The following is a 17,973-nucleotide window of genomic DNA, read 5'->3' on the forward strand; positions in this document are numbered from 1 at the left end:
CGCGGTCGCAGGGTTCCCGACCCGGTTCCTTTCGCCTCGTTCAACTTCCGTCTGCCGCGGACGAACACAACTCGGCGGCGAGTAATCTTTTATTCATCGTTACGGCTGTCGGAAGCTTCATACGTCGGCTCGCGGATCCTCCGGATACACGAATGGCAGTACTCTTGCTGGAGGACGTCGACGCCGACGACGTCGGGACCGTCGGCGGAAAGGCCGCGTCGCTCGGCGAACTCATCGGTGCGGGGCTCCCGGTTCCGCCGGGGTTCGCCGTCACCGCGGGCACGTACCGCACGTTCATCGAGGAGGCCGGAATCGACGACGAGCTGTTCGACGCCGTCGACGTCGACCCGGAGGACTCCGCCGCGCTCCGGGAGGCCGAGGCGCGCGCGGAGGAGCTCATCCTCGACACCCCGTTCCCCGAGGAGGTGCGTGAGGAGATCCTCGAACAGTATCGGGCGATGGCCGAGGACGGCGAGGAGGCGTTCGTCGCGGTGCGCTCGTCCGCCACGGCCGAGGACCTGCCCGACTCCTCGTTCGCCGGCCAGCAGGAGACGTTCCTCAACGTCCGCGAGGACGACCTCCTCCGGCGCGTGAAGGAGTGCTGGGCTTCGCTTTTCACCCAGCGCGCGATCTACTACCGACAGCAGCGGGGGTTCCCGCACTCCGAGGTCGACATCGCGGTCGTCGTCCAGCGGATGGTCGACGCCGACAAGTCCGGCGTGATGTTCACCAGCCACCCCTCGACAGGCGAGCCGCAGGTCACCATCGAGGCAGCGTGGGGGCTCGGCGAGGCGGTCGTCTCCGGCACCGTCTCCCCCGATAACTACGTGTACGACCGCGAGCGCGGCGAGGTCGACCAGGTCACCGTCGCGGACAAGAAGGTGGAGATGGTGAAAGACGAAGAGACCGGCGAGACGGTCCAGCTCGACGTCGACGAGGACCGCCGGAACGAGCGGGTGCTCTCGGACGCGGATATCGGCGACCTCGTCGAGCTCGGCGAGCTGGTCGAGGACCACTACGGCGCTCCCCAAGACGTCGAGTGGGCGATCTACGACGGCGAGATATACATGCTCCAGTCGCGCCCCATCACGACGATCCAGGAGGACGCCGGCGACGAGGCGGACGGGGACGCGGGCGGAACCGGCGGCGAGACGCCGAGAAAGTCCACCGTCGGGGACGCGGCGTCCGGCCAGCCCGGCGCGGCCAACGGCGGATCAGCCGACTCGGACGCGGACGTCCTCGTCGACGGGCTCGGCGCCAGTCCGGGGGTCGTCTCCGGGGCGGTCCGGATCGTCCACAAGCTCGACCACCTCGATCAGGTCCAAGAGGGCGACGTGATGGTGACGGAGATGACGATGCCGGACATGGTCCCGGCGATGAAGCGCGCCGCCGGCATCGTCACCGACGAGGGGGGGATGACGAGCCACGCGGCGATCATCTCCCGCGAGCTCGGCGTCCCCGCGGTCGTCGGGACCGGCAACGGGACCCGCGTCCTCGAAGACGGGCAGCAGGTCACGCTCGACGGCGACAAGGGGACGATCCGCGCGGGCGAGTCCGCGTCGGCCGAGCCCGGCGAGGAGTTCGAACCGGTGGAGGCCGCGCGCCCGGAGACCCCCGTCAAGCCGATGACGGCGACGGAGGTGAAGGTGAACGTCTCGATCCCCGAGGCGGCCGAGCGCGCCGCGGCGACGGGCGCCGACGGCGTCGGGCTGCTCCGGATCGAACACATGGTGCTGTCGCTCGGGAAGACGCCCGAGAAGTACATCGCCGACCACGGCGCCCGGGCGTACCAGGACGAGCTGATCGAGGGCGTCCGCCGCGTCGCCGACGAGTTCTACCCCCGACCGGTCCGGGTGCGCACCATCGACGCGCCGACCGACGAGTTCCGCGAGCTGGAGGGCGGGGAGGGCGAACCCGCCGAGCACAACCCGATGCTCGGCTGGCGCGGGATCCGCCGGAGCCTCGACAAGCCGGAGCCGTTCCGCCAGGAGCTGGCCGCGTTCGCGCGGCTCTACGACATGGGCTACGACAACCTCGAGGTGATGTTCCCCCTGGTTAACGACGCGGCCGACGTCGAGGGGATCACCGGCCACATGCGCGAGGCCGGGATCGACCCCGAGACGCACCGCTGGGGCGTGATGATCGAGACGCCCGCCAGCGCGCTCCAGATCGAGGAGCTCGCCGAGGCCGGCATCGACTTCGCCTCCTTCGGCACCAACGACCTCACGCAGTACACGCTCGCGGTCGACCGCAACAACGAGCACGTCGCCGACCGGTTCGACGAGCTCCACCCGGCCGTGCTGCGGCTCATCGGGGACACGATCGAGACGTGCCGCGAGCTCGGCGTCGACACGAGCATCTGCGGGCAGGCCGGCTCGAAGCCCGAGATGGTCGAGTTCCTCGTCGAGAAGGGGGTCTCCTCCATCTCCGCGAACATCGACGCGGTCCGAGACGTGCAACACGAGGTCAAGCGGACCGAACAGCGCCTGTTGCTCGACTCGGTCCGCTGAGGCCGCTCGCGGTCAGTTTCTCGACGCACCCGAGAGCGGAACCGGTAAGAGCCGCCCCCGACAACAGCGGGGCAGATGCGACAGCCGGAACCGGAGCCGCAGTCGTTCGACCGGGTGCTCTCCTCGATGTGTACCGAGCCGCACCCGGACGCCCGCGCGGCCGCCGAGCGGTTCCTCGCGACGAACCCCGGCGACCCCGCGACGTACGAGGCGGTGGCGGACCTCGAGGCGCGCGCGGTCGAGGGGCTCGCGACGCTCGCGGCCCACCCGGACCCGGAGACCGCCGCGGGGTACGTCACCTCCGGCGGCACCGAGGCGAACGTCCAGGCGGTGCGGTCGGCGCGGAACCGACACGAGGGGAGCGACGCCGAGAACGGCGAGCGCGACGTCAACGTCGTCGCGCCGGCCAGCGCACACTTCTCGTTCCACAAGGCGGCGGAGCTTCTGGGCGTCGAGCTCCGGACGGTCCCCCTCGACGGCGACTACCGCGCCGCCCCCGACGCCGTCGCGGCCGCGGTCGACGAGGGGACGGCGCTCGTCGTCGGCGTCGCCGGCAGCACCGAGTACGGTCGGGTCGACCCGATCCCCGAGCTGGCGTCGATCGCCGAGGAGGCGGGAGCGCGGTTCCACGTCGACGCCGCGTGGGGCGGGTTCGTCCTCCCCTTCACCGACCACGCGTGGGCGTTCGCCGACGCGCCGGTCGACACGCTGACGATCGACCCCCACAAGTTCGGGCAGGCGCCGGTCCCGGCGGGGGGACTGTTGGCCCGCGAGGACGCCGCGCTCGACGCGCTCGCGGTCGAGACCCCCTACCTGGAGACGCGGTCGCAGGCGACGCTGACCGGGACCCGGAGCGGCGCCGGAGTCGCGGGCGCCGTCGCGGCGATGGACGCGCTGTGGCCCGACGGCTACCGCGAGGCGGCCGAGCGCGCGGCCGAGAACGCCGAGTGGCTCGCAGAGGGGCTCGCCGACCGCGGGTACGACGTCGTCGAGCCCGAACTTCCGCTCGTCGCGGCCGACGTGCCCGAGTCGGAGTTCCAGGCGCTCCGCGACGCCGGCTGGAAGGTGTCGCGGACCGGAACCGGAGAGCTCCGCGTGGTGTGTATGCCGCACGTGACGCGGGCGGCGCTGCGGGCGTTCCTCGACGATGTCGACGGGATCCGGCGGTAGGCCCTTTTTAAATACTCGACCGCGGTGGCGACTGTTCCTTATAAATGTGTCACGCGGTGGCGCGTGCCGACGAGCGCCCGCAGGGCGCGAGTCGCACGCGCGAGGGAGTCGGGCGCGACGAGGGCGACCGAAGGGAGCCCGAAGACGCGCCCGACGAGGCTGGGGAGGCGTGAGGCGCGGTTGCGGTGCTGTCGGGGGAGGGACTCAAAGGGGCAGCCGCGAGGACGCCGTAGGAGACGCAAGGACCGCAGGGAGCGAGCGAAGCGAGCGACTGAGGACCGCAGCGAGCGTACGGCGTCCTCGCGGCTGGGGCTTTGTGGGCCTTCTCCGCCGTTCGAGAGGCAGCCACGTACAGTCGAGCGGCCGGGGCTTTGGCGGTGTTCGTCGCCAACCTACTGTCAACTACTTATAAATGAGCGGCCGGGAGTTCAGAGAAGTCCGCCGCAGGGCCACAGACCATTTATAAACAATCACTGGCACCGAGCGACCCGTGATCCCGCGTTCGGATCAACATATTCACTACGGGTCACCACGAACCGGCCTGTATGAGTTCGGACGACGTCTCTCGGCGCGCGTTCATGCGGACGGCCGGCGGTGCGGCGGCCGCCGCCGGCGCGGCGACGGCGACGGCGGGGACGGCGGCTGCACAGGAAGTGGAACCCGACTGGCCGAGCGCCACCAAGGGCAACGTCGGGTCGTACACCGACGCCCGCGGCCAGGACTCGGTGACCATCTCGGTCGGCGCCGGCGACCAGGGGCTCGCGTTCGATCCGACCCTCGTGTGGGTCGACGAGGGGACGACGATCACCTGGGAGTGGACCGGGAACGGCGGCAACCACAACGTCCAGACGGTCGACGGCGGCGGCCCGGCCAGCCTCGACAGCGGCGACCCCGTCGGCGAGGAGGGTGCCACCTACGAGTACGAGACGTCGAGCGAGGACGCCGGCATCACCCACTACCACTGCGTGCCCCACACCGCGGTCGGCATGCACGCCGGCCTCGCCGTCGGCGAGGACATCGCCACCGTCGAGGTCGGCGGCGGCGGGTCGGACGCGGTGTTCGTCCCGGACGCCGCCCGCGCGCTCGGCATCGCGACGTTCATCGCGATGGTGAGCACGCTGGGGCTGGCGTTCGTCTTCATGAAGTACGGCGGCACGATCACCCGGCAGGACCAGGCGTAACCCTCCGGCCTGTTTTCGCCCGGGACATCGGCGAGCACCCCCAGAGCGGACCGAGTGACACGCCGCCCGAAGAGCTTTTCAGTCGCCGCCCGACGTCAGCCCGTGTTCCGCGATGGCGTCGACCGCCCGCCGTCGGACCGGTTTCACAGGCGGCGCAGCGACCTCGTGGTCACGCACCGCGACCTGGGGATGTGGTTCGGCGATGTCGAGCCGGACGAGCTCTCGCTGGTGGGGACGCACGGCGGCATCAGTCCGGCGGAGATGCTGGTCCCGTTCGGGGCGGCCCGCCTCTCGGCGCTCGCCTGACGCGTCCCGTCCGGCGCGGGACGCGCGCGTCTCACTCGTCGCCGACGAGATCCTCGTACAGCGCGACGTAGCGGTCGATCACGGCCTCGTGGTCGAAGGAGGCGAACTCGCGGTCGATCGACCGCCGCTCCAAGTCGCCGACGGCGACGAACTCGTCGGCCAGCTCGGCCGGGCTCGTCACGAGCCGCCCGCGTTCGCGCCCCTCGACGAGCTCGTGGGCGCTGGAGTCCGCCTGGTACTCGACGAGCGCGACGCAGCCGCACGCGACCGCCCACAGCAGGTCGGTCGCGAACGTCTCCCACGTCGCCGTCGCGACCGCGACGTGCGTTCCCTTGAATATCGGAATCCGCTCTTCGGTCGGGAGGTCGCCGAGGAACTCGACCCGGTCGTCGATCCGGAGGTCGCTCGCGGTCGACTCGATCCGGCCGCGCTCGGGGCCGTCGCCGATCACCGCCGCGGTCCAGTCGCGGCCGCGCAGCTCGGCGAGTCCGAGGAGGAACGTCTCGACGTTGGCGTGGCGGTCGAGCCGCCGCGAGTACACCGCGTCGAACCGGTCGTCGACGCCCGCGGCCTCGACGGCGTCGAAGTCGATGCTCTCGGGGAGCACGCGCACGTCGTCGCCGTCGGCGCCGTGTTCGCGGACGCGCGTCTTGGTGGTCCGAGAGGGGGTCGCCACCGCGTCCGCGCGGCGCGCGAGCGGCCGGTACCAGCGGCGGGCGTCGGCCGGGTGGTCGCGCCACCAGTCGACGACGACGGGCGCCCGCGAGAGCGACCCCGCGACCGTGGCGGCGAGCGCGGGCGTCGGCGGGCTGTTGACCGCGTGGACGACGTCGGGCCCGACGCGCCGGAGCGCGGCCGGGAGCTTCGCGGCGAACGCGACCGGCGCGGGCTCGACGGTGACCGACCGGTACTCGATCCCGTCCTCGGAGAAGGCGCCGTGGTCGCCGCCCCACCACTGCGCGCAGAGCCAGACCACGTCGTGGCCGCGGTCGGCGAGGGCGCGGGCGGTCCGCAGCGTTCGCGTTCGCGCGGGGGTCTCCCCGTGTCCGGGGGCGAAGAGCGAGACGAACGCGACGCGCATACGCCGACCGCACGGGGGGCGCCGGTAAAAAGACACGGCATCCGGCCGGGAGACGACGCGTCGACGGCGGGGCGGCGTCGCCCGGCCGCTCCGCCCGCGGCCGACCGTCGGCGCGGCGCGACGGTCTACGGGTTCCGTCACCCGAAACGGTTTCACGGGGCGCGCGGAACCGAGTGGCATGCGACAGTACGACATCGAGCGCTACCTCAACGTGCGGAACGCGGGCGGCGCCGACCTCGGCCCCGACGGACGGCTGTCCTTTCTCCTCGACACGACCGGGACCGGACAGGTGTGGTCGGTCCGCGAGCCCGAGTCGTGGCCCGAACAGCACACGTTCTTCGAGGAGTCCGTCTCCTTCGTCGACTCCTCGCCGGAGCGCTCCGAGGCCGTCTTCGGCATGGACGAGGGTGGCAACGAGCGCGCGCAGCTGTACCGGCTCGACTACGAGTCGGGCGCGATCACGAACCTCACCGACATGCCCGAGGCGAAACACCGGTGGGGCGGCTGGGACTCGACGGGCGACCGCTTCGCGTTCGCGTCGAACCGCCGCGACGAGGCCGTCTTCGACGTGTACGTCCAGGGCCGTGACGAGACGGGCGACGACGCCGAACTCGTCTACGAGGGCGACGGCTGGCTCTCGGTCGCCGGCTGGTCGCCGAGCGACGACCGGCTGATCGTCCACGAGGCGCACTCCTCGTTCGACCACGACGTGTACACCCTCGATCTGGCGACCGGGGACCTGACCCACCACACGCCCCACGAGGGGGACGTGCGCTACTCCGGCCCGGAGTGGGGCCCTGACGGCGAGGGGGTCTACCTCGTCACCGACCGCGACACGGACACGCTGCGCCTGGAGCGGCTCGACCTGGAGACCGACGAGTTCGCGGTCGTCGCCGACGGCGGCGAGTGGAACGTCGACGGCGTCGCGATAGACGACGAGTCCCGTCGGGTCGTCTACTCCCGGAACGTCGACGGCTACAGCGAGCTCACCGCCGGCGAGCTCGTCGCGCCCGACCGGATCGACGAGTTCCCGGACCCGGACCTGCCTGACGGCGTCGCGGGCGGCGTGAGCTTCGGCCCCGACGGCGACCGGTTCGCGGTGACGGCGACGGGGAGCACGCACAACGCGAACGTCTACGTGGTCGAGGCGACCACTGGCGAGGCGGAGCGGTGGACGCGCGCCTCGACCGCGGGGATTCCCGCGGACACGTTCGTCGAGCGCGAGCTGGTCCACTACCCGACCTTCGACGGGCGCGAGATCCCCGCCTTCTTCTCCGTGCCCGAGACGGAGCCGCCGGAGTCGGGCTACCCGGTCGTCGTCGACATCCACGGCGGGCCGGAGTCGCAGCGGCGGCCCTCCTTCGCCTCGGTCACGCAGTACCTGCTGAACAACGGGTACGCCGTCTTCGAGCCCAACGTCCGCGGCTCCTCGGGGTACGGGAAGGCGTACTCCGGGCTCGACGACGTGGAAAATCGGATGGATTCGGTGAAAGACGTCCGGGAGGCCGTCGGCTGGCTCCACGACCACCCCGAGGTCGATCCGGACCGCGTCGTCGCGATGGGCGGCTCCTACGGCGGCTTCATGGTGCTGGCGTCGCTGACGGAGTACCCCGAGCTGTGGGCCGCCGGCGTCGACATCGTCGGCATCGCGAACTTCGTCACGTTCCTCGAGAACACCGGCGACTGGCGCCGCTCGCTGCGCGAGGCGGAGTACGGGTCGCTCGAAGCCGACCGCGAGTTCCTTGAGTCCGTCTCGCCGATCAACAACATCGAGTCGATCGAGGCTCCCCTCTTCGTCCTCCACGGCGAGAACGACCCGCGGGTGCCCGTCGGCGAGGCCGAGCAGATCGTCGAGGAGGCCCGCGAGCAGGGGGTTCCGGTCCGGAAGCTGATCTTCGACGACGAGGGACACGGCTTCGCGAAGCTCGACAACCGGATCGAGGCGTATCGAGAGATCGTCGACTTCCTCGCCGAGCACGTCTGAGGCGGTCCGAAGCGCCCGGTCCCGTGCGTGGTGGCTCCGCCACGACGGTCCGGCGGTGACGGTCGTCCGGCACGGGCTAATCCGGCCGTGACGGTTATGAGACGCGCGTGAGAAGGGGGCGTCCATGAGCCGGTCCGATCCGCACGGGGTGCTGCTCGATCAGGCCCAAGACAAGGTCGCCCTGCTGGACGAGACTGGAACGTACACGTACGTCAACGCGACCGGGGAGCGGATCCTCGGATTCGATCGCGACGAACTGATCGGGACGAACGCCTTCGAGTACATCCACCCGGACGAGCGAGAGGCCGTGCGACGCACCTTCGAGGGCGCCATCCGGACCGCGGGGTTCACCGAGGTGACGGCGGATTACCGGCACCGGACGCGCGACGGCTCGTGGGTGTGGTTGGAGAGCCGGATGTCGAACCTCATCGACGGGGAGCTCGACGGGTACGTGATCAGTTCCCGCGACGTGACCGACCGCGTCCGCGCGGAGCGTCAGCGGGAGGAGGCCGCCTCGCACCTCCGGGAGATCGCGTCGGTCTCCAGCGACGTCCTCTGGATGTTCGACGCCGACTGGTCGGAGCTCCTCTTCGTGAACCCCGCCTACGAGGAGATATACGGCGCGTCGACCGACGAGCTCCGTGGCGACCCGAACAAGTTCCTCGAGGCGACCCNCCCCGACGACCGACCCGCGGTCGAGGAGGCGATGGAGCTGCTCGCCGCAGGCTCGTCGGTGGACATCGAGTACCGGGTGAACGCCGACGAGGACTACGGCCGGTGGGTCTGGGTTCAGGGAGAGCCGATAACGGAGGACGGCGAGGTGGTCCGGATCACGGGGTTCACGAAGGACATCACGGACCGGCGACGGCGCGAGCGGCAGCTGGTGGTGATGGACAACCTCCTGCGCCACAACCTCCGGAACGACCTCAACGTCGTCTTCGGCGAGCTGGAGGAGCTCGACGACGACGTGCCGGAGGCGGCGGAACACACCGCGGTGATCCGGCGGATGGGCGAGGGCCTCCTCGAGACCGCCCAGAAGGAACGCGAGGTCATCAAACTCATCACCGACCAGCGGGAGACCGATCGGATCGACCTCCGGAGCGTGGTCGAGGAGTGCGTCGGGACCGTCAGGGACCGATACCCCGAGGGGTCGATCGCGGTGGACGCCCTCGATCCGGTCACCGTCGACGGGCGCTGCGAGCTCCGGTCGGCGGTGATCGAGCTCTTAGAGAACCCGTTCCAGCACAGCGAGGACCGAGCGCCGACGGTGACGGTGCGTCTCAGTCGAACCGAGGACGGCGCGGATCTCGTGATCGAAGACGACCTCGCGGCGATACCGGCCGTCGAGGCCGACGTGCTCACCGGCGACCACGACATGACGAACGTCTACCACAGCAGCGGTCTCGGCTTCTGGCTCATCTACTGGAGCGTGGAGCTGTCGAACGGGAGCATCGCGGTCGACGCCGACCCGACGGGTCGCGAGCGCGGTAACCGGATCACGGTGTCGCTCCCCCGGGCGACGGAGTGAGGGGGGCGCTCTCGCCGCCTACCAGTCCGGCCCGAAGTCGGGGTTGAGCTGGCGGTCGGTCCGGCCGAGCGAGTCGATGCGCTCGACGTCCTCGTCGTCGAGCGTCAGGTCGACGCTCGCGAGGTTGTCGCGGATGTGGTCGATCCCGGTCGCCTTCGGGATGGCGGTGACGCCCGTCTCGCGGAGCCACGCGAGGCTCACCTGTGCGGCGCTGACACCGTGTTTCTCCGCGATGTCGACGATCGCCGGGTCGTCGAGGATCTCCCCGCGGGCGAGCGGCGAGTAGGCGACGAGCTCGACGTCGTTGGCGTCGGCGTACTCGCGAAGCTCCTCCTGGCGGAGCAGCGGGTGCATCTCGACCTGGTTCGCGAACGGCGCCTCGCCGAGCGCGTCCGTCGCGGCGTCGAGGTGGTGCGGCTCGAAGTTCGAGACGCCGATCCGGTCGATCAGCCCGTCGTCGCGGAGCTCCGCGAACGCCGGCAGCGTCTCCTCGGGCTCGTACTCGCCGGCCGGCCAGTGGACGTACATGAGGTCGACCGCGTCGACGCCGAGCTTGTCGAGGCTCTCGCGGGTCGACGAGGCCACGTCGGCGGGCGAGAGCTCGTCGATCCACACCTTCGACGCGAGGAAGATGTCCTCGCGGTCGACGTCGCTTTTCGCGATCCCCTCGCCGACGGCCGCCTCGTTGCCGTAGATCTGGGCGGTGTCGACGTGGCGGTAGCCGGCGTCGAGCGCGTTCGCGACCGATTCGGTACACTGCGCGGGGTCGTCGTTCTCCCACGTTCCGAGCCCGAGAACGGGCATTCCGTTGCGGGTCGGTACCGCGGGCTGCTGCTGTTGGTCTGTCATCGTCACCGTCTACTCGCGTGAGCCGAAAATCGCTTGCGGTAGGGGCGGGCGCGGCCGGGTCACGGGACCGGCGGACGGGTCGCGAGAGCGGCGACCGCGAACGCGCGGGGCGCTCAGTCGAACTCGTCGACGAGCACGAAGAGGTAGCCGACGACCGCGAGGTCGAGCGCGAGCGCGGCCGCGGGGGCGACGAGGCCGCCGCCGCCCCGGAGCGCGAAGAGCAGCTCGCCGGTCGACACCATGGCCCCGACGCCGAAGAACAGGAAGGTGAGGCCGAGTGCCCGGGCGCTGCCTCGGCGGAGCCCGAGCGCGGCCCAGCACTTCACCGCCCCGATCGCGGCGACCGGGACCCCGATCAGGAACAGCGGGCTCGCGACCAGCGCCAGCCCCCCGACCAGGTCCGTGAGCCCGCTGATCAGCGCGAGCGCGACGATCAGGGTGACGCCGAGCCGACGGTCGGTCTCGCCGTCGCCCCGGTCGTCGTCGGACGAGGAGGACCGCCGGTCGCGGCGCCGCTCGGCTTCGTGGAGGGACATGCGCGGCGGCACGGCCGGGACCGAAAAGTGCCTTCGGGTCGCGGCCGCGGGCGCCGCCCGCTCGGTCCACGGGGCGGCAGCACCGCCCGCTCACTCGTCGGAGAGCAGCGCTCGCGAGGAGTTCGTCACCACGAGCAGGCTCGACGCGCCCATCGCGACGGCGGCGAACAGCGGGTTCAGGAGTCCGGTCGCCGCGAGCGGGATGGCGACCGCGTTGTAGCAGAACGCCCAGCCGATGTTCCCCTTCACGCGCCGGCGCGCCGCCCGCGCGAGCTCGAAGACGGTCGCCACGGAGCCGAGGTCGTCGTCGACGATCGCCACGTCGGCGGCGTCGGCCGCCATCGCGGTGCCGCCGCCGAGCGCGATCCCGAGGTCGGCCGCGGCCAGCGCAGGGGCGTCGTTGGTCCCGTCGCCGACCATCACGGTGACGCCGCGCTCCTTCAGCCGCCCGACCGCCTCGGCCTTCCCCTCCGGCGGCACGCCGGCGAACACCGACGACACCGCGTCGTGCTCGCTGAAGACGGTCGCCGCGCGCTCGTCGTCGCCGGTGAGGACGATCACCTCGACGCCCGAGCGATCGAGCGCGGTCACCGTCTCCTCCCACCCGTCGCGCAGCTCGTCGCCGACCACGACGAACCCCTCGGCGACGCCGTCGCGACCGACCGCGACCGGGACGCGCCCCACGTCGCGCGCGTCGGCGACCGCCTCGCGGACCTCGTCCGGGACGCTCCAGCCGCGTTCGTCGAACAGGTCGGGGTGGCCGACCACGACCTCGACGCCGTCGACGACGCCGGAGACGCCGCGGGCGTGGCTCTCGAAGGACTCGACCGCGGGGGCGTCGCCTCCCTCGCCGGTCTCGCCGTCGACCGGCTCCGCCTCGCCGTCCACCGCCTCCGCCCCGCCGTCCGCGACCGCCGGCGTCGCGCCGCCCTCGCCGAGAGCGGCGTCGGCCGCGCCAGCCGCGGACCGCGCCGCGGCGATCGCCTGCCCCACCGGGTGCGCGGAGCGCGATTCGAGCGCGGCCGCGAGCCGGAGCAGATCGTCGTCTATCCGGCGGTCGATCAGCCGCATCTCGCCGGTCGTCAGCGTCCCGGTCTTGTCGAAGACGACCGTGTCGGCGTCGCGGATCCGCTCGAAGACCGTGTCGTCGAAGACCACGATGCTGCGTTCGAGGGCGTCGCGGATCCCGGCGGCGACCGCGAGCGGCGTCGCCAGCCCGAGCGCGCACGGACACGAGACGATCAGCACCGTCAGCCCCACGAGCATCGCGTCGGTTGGGCCGCCGCCGAGCGCGAGCGACGCGCCGGCCGCGACGGCCGCGATGACGAGGACGGCCGGGACGAACACGGTCGCGAGCCGGTCCGCGAGCTTCTGGACGCCGTGGTTCCCGCTCTGGAGGTCGTACACCAGCTCCGCGACGCGGTCGAGGCTGGAGGTCGCGTCCGGGCCGACCGCGACCGTGAGCGAGCCGTCGGTCACGACGGAGCCGCCGACGACCGCGTCACCCGCGACCTTCCGGACCGGGAGCGACTCACCGGTGACGACCGACTCGTCGACCGCGGCGTCGCCGTCGACCGCCTCGCCGTCGACCGGGACCCGCTCGCCGGCGCGCACGAGGAGCCGGTCGCCGGGGTCGAGGGCCTCGACGGCGACCGATTCGGTGTCGCCGTCGGCGGTCAGCCGCCGCGCGTCGTCGACCTGGACCGCGGTGACCTCGGAGAGCAGCTCCGTCGCCCGGTCTTTCACCGAGTCCTCGTAGTGGTTCCCGACGGTGACGATGACGATGATCGCGACGGTCACGTCGTAGTAGATCGAGGGCGACTCGACGAAGATCACGGCGAGCGTGCTGTAGAGGTACGCGCTCACCGCCGCGATGGCGACGAGCAGGTCCATGTTCGGCGAGCGCGTCCTCGCGCTGACGTACGCCCCCCGGAGGATCGGCTTCCCGGTGAAGAAGAGGACGATGGTGGTCAGGACGCCGATGACGATGAAGAAGTACGTGCCGGAGGTCGAGGCCATCGCCTCGTTGAGGTACGTGAGGGTCCGTTCGTCGTAGAACGGGAACGCGAAGTACGTCGGGTAGATGAGCACGATGTACTGCAGCATGACGGCCATCCCGACGAGCACGCCCGCCGCGAGCCGCGCGGTCGCCATGTTGCTCGCCTGCCGCCGCGAGAAGGCGTCGTCGCGGGCGTACGCGCTGTACCCCAGCCCACTCACCGTCTCCGTGAGGTCCTCGACGGTGACCGCGTCGGGGTCGCGGTCGATCCGCACCGTGTCGGTGACGTAGCTCGCGCTCGCGCCGCTGACGCCCTCGGCGTCGGTCGCCACCGTCTCGATGAACGCCTCGCAGGTCGCGCAGTGCATCCCGTCGACCTCCAGGTACGTCGCCTCGTAGCCGTCGGGCACGTCGCGGTCGCCGTCGTCCGCGGGGGCGCCGTCCTCGACTCCGGCCCCTCCGTCACCCGCGTCCGCCCGCCGCCGCTCGCGGACCGCGTCGGCGTCGACGTCGACGTCGCCGAGGGCGCCGTACACGTCGCGGCAGCCGGTACAGCAGAAGCGGTTCCCGTCGCCGTCGGTCACGTCGACGCCCTCGGTCGGGAGTTCACAGAGGGTACACGCGGCGGGCTCGTCGGCCGAGCCGTCGTCGCGAGTCGCGCTCATCTCACATCCCCCCGTGGCCGGCGCCGGCCACGTCGAGCGGGTTCCAGAACGGGAGCCGCGGGTGCGGCACGTGGATCCCGACCGACATCAGCCCGTGGGCGAACAGCACGTAGCCGAGCGCGACGAACGCGACCCCCAGCAGCCGGTGGATCCGGCGGCGGTGGACCGGGTCGACGCTCTCGATCAGGGTCCCGTACGCGAAGACGGCCGGGATCGTGCCGAGCCCGAGGGCGCCGAGCGCGACGCCGCCCGCGACCGCCGAGCCGCTCGCGAAGGCGTACAGGTACGCCGGGTAGAGGATCGGACAGGGGAGGAGTCCGTGGACCGCGCCGAGCGCGACGATCCCCGGTCCGTTCGCGAGTCGGTCGACGTGGCCCGTGAGCCACCCGGTGACGCGTTCGAGCCCGGGAAGGTGGACGCCGCCGGTGGCGCCGCCGAGGAGGTATCGAATGCCGACGAGGATCACGGCCGCGCCGACGAGGAGGCCGACCCCGCCGCGGACGCTCTCGGCGGCGCCCGTCAGGGTCGCGGTGGTGACGAGGACCGCGCCGCCCAGCGCGCCGAGGAGGGTCCCGATCGTCGCGTAGCTCGCCGCGCGCCCGAGGTTGAAGAGCGCGTGCTGGCGGACCTCGTAGGTTGTCAGGTGTCCTTCGCGGCCGGAGGTCCCGCTCGCGGTGCGCGCGGCGCCCGCCTCGCCGCCGTCGGTCCGCCCGGCGTCGGCGTCCATCCGGCTCGCGTACACCGTGACGAGCGGGCCGCACATCCCGATGCAGTGGGCGCCGCCGAGCAGCCCGATGGCTGCGAACAGCAACACGTCGGTTCCGAGGAGCGGCGAGAGGGCCATGAGGATCAGTCACCGACCGTTCGGCGCGCGGGCGGAAACGGGTTTCGGCGGCCGGATTCGGCGGCGCGGGCCGCGGTTGGTCGGACGGGGTCGGCGGCGCGGGCCGCGGTTGGTCGGACGGTGGCGAGACGGGCCACGCGGATCACTCCTCCACGACGACGGTCCCGAACATGCCGCCCTCGCGGTGGGGGATACAGACGTACTCGTAGGCGCCGGAGACGGTGAAGGTGTGCTCGAAGCGGTCGCCGTTCTCCATCCTGCCGCCGAAGTCGGACTGCCACGCGGACAGCGCGGTCTCGTAGTCGTCGAAGCCGCCGGAGGCGAAGAACTCCGCGTCGTCCGGGATCCCGCCCGCGGTCGCGGTGACGGTGTGCGACCGCGCGCTCGTGTTCTCCCAGACGACGGTGTCGCCGACCGAGACCGTGATCTCTCTCGGTTGGTAGGCGGACGCGAGCATCCCGACGTCGAAGTCCGGTTCGCCGCCGACGCCCGCGCACCCGGCGAGGCCGACGGTCGCCGCCGCGCCCCCGGCGGCGCCGGCCGACCGGAGGAACCGTCTGCGATACATACCTTACCTGGGCACCTGAACGGTTTCAATACCGCGGTCGCCCCCGCCGCGTGAGAACGGATTTCTGGCCCCGGGCGAGGGGCGAGCCGACCCCGACGCGCCGGGGCGACCGCGGCCGGCCTCACCCGCCGACGAGGTCATCGAAGACGCGGTGCTGCGCCGCCGCGAGGTGTTCCGAGAAGGTCGCGCGGGCGATCCCGATCGCGTCGGCCACCTCGGTCGCGCTCGCCTCGCGGGGGTGTTCGAAGTAGCCGAGCCGGTGGGCGGTCCGAACCACCTCGCGCTGCCGCTCCGTGAGCCGCCCCCGGTCGACGATGACCGGGTCCGAGCGGGTGTCGGCCCCGCCGGAGCTGGTGAGCCGTTCGAGCCGCACCGAGCCGCCGGTCGCCTCCAGCGCGTCGATCACGTCCCCCAGCGGGTCGGCCGCGGGCAGGGAGAGCCCGAGCCGAACGCGGTCGGGCGCCGTCCGGACCGTGACCGACGAGACGGGGTAGCCGAGCGACTCGACGGCGTCGGACGGGAACTGGTCCGGCGCCCGACTCCGGCAGCGGTAGACGAACTCGTCGCCCCCGTCGAAGACGAGTTCGGCGTCGACGGCGCGGTCGGCGCGGAACTGCGAGACGGCGGCGCCGTCGACGCGGAGGCGGTCGACGTCCTCCGCGACCGCGCCCGGCGGCAGCGCCGCCGCCACCGGCGCGGGCGTCGGGTCGCGGACCACGACCTCGACGCGGACGCCGGCGCCGCCGGAGCCGACCGCACCGGTGGACCGCCCGGCGTCTCGCGCCGCGTCCGAGCCGCTCCGGGCCGCGTCCGAGGTGCCACCGCCGTCGGAGCCCGAGGGGCCGACCGATCCCGGGCGTTCGGCGCGGCTGGAGTCGGACGACCGCGACCGCTGTCCCATGTGTCGATCTCGGGGTCGAAGCCGGAAAAAAAGGAACCCGAACGAGTACCCCTCGCGGCGGGCCGGCGGCCCGCTTCATAAAGCCCCGTCGAGAGTTGGCAACCACTCACACGGCGCGAGTCCCTACCGTACCCATGAGCGACGAGTCGCTCCGCGGGGAGTCGGTAGGAGTAGTGGGCGGCGGCGTCGGCGGGCTCTCGGCGGCGGCCTACCTCGCGGCCGCCGGTGCGGAGGTGACGGTGTACGAGCGGGCCGAGCGCGTCGGGGGCGTCGCCGGGCGACTGGAGCTCGACGGGTTCCGGTTCGACACCGGCCCGTCGTGGTACCTGCTCCCGGACCTCTTCGAACGGTTCTTCGACGACTTCGGCCGCTCGCCCGAGGAGTTCTACGAGCTGACGCGGCTCGACCCGCACTACCGCGTGTTCTGGGACGACGGCGACCGCGCCGACGTCCCCGCCGACCCCGCGGCCGCCGCCGACCTGTTCGAGTCGTACGAGGACGGGGCGGGAGCGGCGTTCCGCGAGTACCTCGACGACGCGGAGCGGGCGTACGACGCCGGCATGGAGCGGTTCGTGCTCCCCGGGCGGTCGCGCTTCCGCGACTACCTCTCGCTGGACGTCCTCGCCGGGGGGCGGGAGCTGGATCTCCTGTCCAGCCTCGACGAGACGGTGCGGTCGTACGTCGACCACCCGAAGCTCAGGCAGCTGCTGGAGTACACGCTCGTGTTCCTCGGCGGGTCGCCGCACAACACGCCGGCGCTGTACCAGCTGATGAGCCACGTCGACTACGGTCTCGGCGTCTACTACCCGATGGGCGGGATGTACGAGGTGATCGAGGCCGTCGAGACGGTCGCCCGCGACGCCGGCGCCGACGTCCACACCGGCGTCGAGGTGACGGGGCTGGAGCCGATCGACGGCGGCGTCGAGGCCGAGCTCGGCGGCGACCGCTACGTCCACGACCGGGTCGTCTGCAACGCGCCGCCCGCGCACGTCGAGCGCGAGCTGCTCCCTGAGGGGACGGTGCCGCGGCTCGGCGACTACTGGGGCCGCCGGACGTACGGCCCCTCGGCGCACCTGCTGTACCTCGGCGTCGAGGGGGAGCTGCCGGAGCTGGAGCACCACACGCTCGCGCTCCCGACGGACTGGGACCCGCACTTCGCGGCCATCTTCGACGACCCCGCGTGGCCGACCGGCGACACGGAACCGGTGGTGTACGTGAACGTCCCGTCGCGGACGGACCCGTCGGTCGCCCCCGACGGCCACGAGGCGGTCGTGACGCTCGTGCCGCTCGCGCCGGGGCTCGACGACACCCCGGACCGGCGGGCGGCGCTCAGGGAGCGGGTCTTGGAGGCGGTGGCGTCCCGGACCGGCGTCGACCTTCGAGACCGAATCGTCGCCGAGGAGTCGGTGTGCGTCTCCGAGTTCGCGGGGCGGTTCGACCAGCCCGGCGGAAGCGCGCTCGGGCTCGCGCACACGATGTCGCAGACCGGGCCGCTCCGTCCCGGACCGCGCGTCCGCGGGACCGACCGGCTCTACTACGTCGGCGGGAGCAGCAACCCCGGGATCGGCGTGCCGATGTGCCTGCTCGGAGGCGAGCACTGCGCGGCCGCGGTCGAGGCGGACGCGGCCGGTGGGGGGCCCCTCGACCGGCTGCCGCTGGTGGGTCGGTGAGTGGCGCCGGGAAGGGCGGAGCGGCGAGGCGCAGAGCGGGGCGGACGAAGAACGAAACGACCGTCCACAGTTAGTGAGAAGAGAAAAAATATTTCGAAAAATAGGCCGCGAGATCGGAAACGGACAGAAAAACCTTACCAGTCAGGTTAGTACATTTAATAAATACGCCACGTGATTAGCA

General features: G+C 71.9%; 14 protein-coding genes. 7 read left to right on the forward strand and 7 right to left on the reverse strand.

The window, feature by feature from the left end; translation table 11 throughout:
* Positions 1–152 precede the first annotated feature (152 nt).
* From ppsA to C470_RS05595, 4 genes are all read left to right on the forward strand, one after another.
* Positions 153–2,510 (forward strand): phosphoenolpyruvate synthase, encoded by a 2,358-nt coding sequence (gene ppsA / locus C470_RS05580; RefSeq protein WP_049902274.1) that lies wholly within the window; start codon positions 153–155, stop codon positions 2,508–2,510.
* Positions 2,511–2,585: 75 nt separating this feature from the next.
* Positions 2,586–3,680, forward strand: a complete 1,095-nt coding sequence (gene mfnA, locus C470_RS05585; RefSeq protein ID WP_004596502.1) for a tyrosine decarboxylase MfnA — start codon at positions 2,586–2,588, stop codon at positions 3,678–3,680.
* 545 nt (positions 3,681–4,225) lie between these two features.
* Positions 4,226–4,861 carry a halocyanin domain-containing protein gene (locus C470_RS05590; protein ID WP_004596503.1) on the forward strand — a complete coding sequence of 212 codons (636 nt, stop codon included), beginning with the start codon at positions 4,226–4,228 and terminating at the stop codon, positions 4,859–4,861.
* A 102-nt stretch (positions 4,862–4,963) separates the two neighbouring features.
* Entirely contained in the window at positions 4,964–5,167 is a 204-nt protein-coding gene (locus C470_RS05595) for a hypothetical protein (RefSeq protein WP_008365836.1), read from the forward strand.
* A gap of 31 nt (positions 5,168–5,198) precedes the next feature.
* On the opposite strand, the gene C470_RS05600 is transcribed toward C470_RS05595, so the two are convergent.
* Positions 5,199–6,248, reverse strand: a complete 1,050-nt coding sequence (locus C470_RS05600; RefSeq protein ID WP_004596505.1) for a glycosyltransferase family 4 protein — start codon at positions 6,246–6,248, stop codon at positions 5,199–5,201.
* Positions 6,249–6,426: 178 nt separating this feature from the next.
* Between C470_RS05600 and C470_RS05605 the strand changes: the two genes are divergently transcribed.
* Positions 6,427–8,232, forward strand: coding sequence for a S9 family peptidase (locus C470_RS05605; protein ID WP_008365839.1), 1,806 nt, complete (start codon positions 6,427–6,429; stop codon positions 8,230–8,232).
* Between the two features lie 124 nt (positions 8,233–8,356).
* A complete protein-coding gene (locus tag C470_RS05610) occupies positions 8,357–9,760 on the forward strand; it encodes a PAS domain S-box protein (protein ID WP_193365830.1) in 1,404 nt (467 codons plus the stop codon).
* Positions 9,761–9,778: 18 nt separating this feature from the next.
* Here C470_RS05610 and C470_RS05615 read toward each other — a convergent pair whose 3' ends face one another.
* From C470_RS05615 to C470_RS05640, 6 genes are all read right to left on the reverse strand, one after another.
* Positions 9,779–10,564: an aldo/keto reductase gene (locus tag C470_RS05615; RefSeq protein ID WP_008365842.1), complete on the reverse strand. Its 786-nt coding sequence runs from the start codon at positions 10,562–10,564 to the stop codon at positions 9,779–9,781.
* Positions 10,565–10,722: 158 nt separating this feature from the next.
* Complete coding sequence (locus C470_RS05620; RefSeq protein ID WP_004596509.1) at positions 10,723–11,145, reverse strand: hypothetical protein; 423 nt, start codon at positions 11,143–11,145, stop codon at positions 10,723–10,725.
* Between the two features lie 90 nt (positions 11,146–11,235).
* A complete protein-coding gene (locus tag C470_RS05625; RefSeq protein ID WP_008365844.1) occupies positions 11,236–13,809 on the reverse strand; it encodes a heavy metal translocating P-type ATPase in 2,574 nt (857 codons plus the stop codon).
* A 1-nt stretch (position 13,810) separates the two neighbouring features.
* A complete protein-coding gene (locus C470_RS05630) occupies positions 13,811–14,653 on the reverse strand; it encodes a sulfite exporter TauE/SafE family protein (protein WP_008365846.1) in 843 nt (280 codons plus the stop codon).
* A 142-nt stretch (positions 14,654–14,795) separates the two neighbouring features.
* Positions 14,796–15,221, reverse strand: coding sequence for a plastocyanin/azurin family copper-binding protein (locus tag C470_RS05635; RefSeq protein ID WP_004596518.1), 426 nt, complete (start codon positions 15,219–15,221; stop codon positions 14,796–14,798).
* A 121-nt stretch (positions 15,222–15,342) separates the two neighbouring features.
* Complete coding sequence (locus tag C470_RS05640) at positions 15,343–16,122, reverse strand: helix-turn-helix domain-containing protein (protein ID WP_008365848.1); 780 nt, start codon at positions 16,120–16,122, stop codon at positions 15,343–15,345.
* Between the two features lie 134 nt (positions 16,123–16,256).
* Here C470_RS05640 and C470_RS05645 point away from each other — a divergent pair, with 134 nt between their 5' ends.
* Positions 16,257–17,792, forward strand: coding sequence for a phytoene desaturase family protein (locus tag C470_RS05645; RefSeq protein ID WP_008365850.1), 1,536 nt, complete (start codon positions 16,257–16,259; stop codon positions 17,790–17,792).
* Positions 17,793–17,973: the final 181 nt, after the last annotated feature.

It is taken from the genome of Halorubrum distributum JCM 13561 (genome assembly GCF_000337395.1).
In the GTDB taxonomy this organism is placed as follows: Archaea; Halobacteriota; Halobacteria; order Halobacteriales; family Haloferacaceae; genus Halorubrum; species Halorubrum distributum.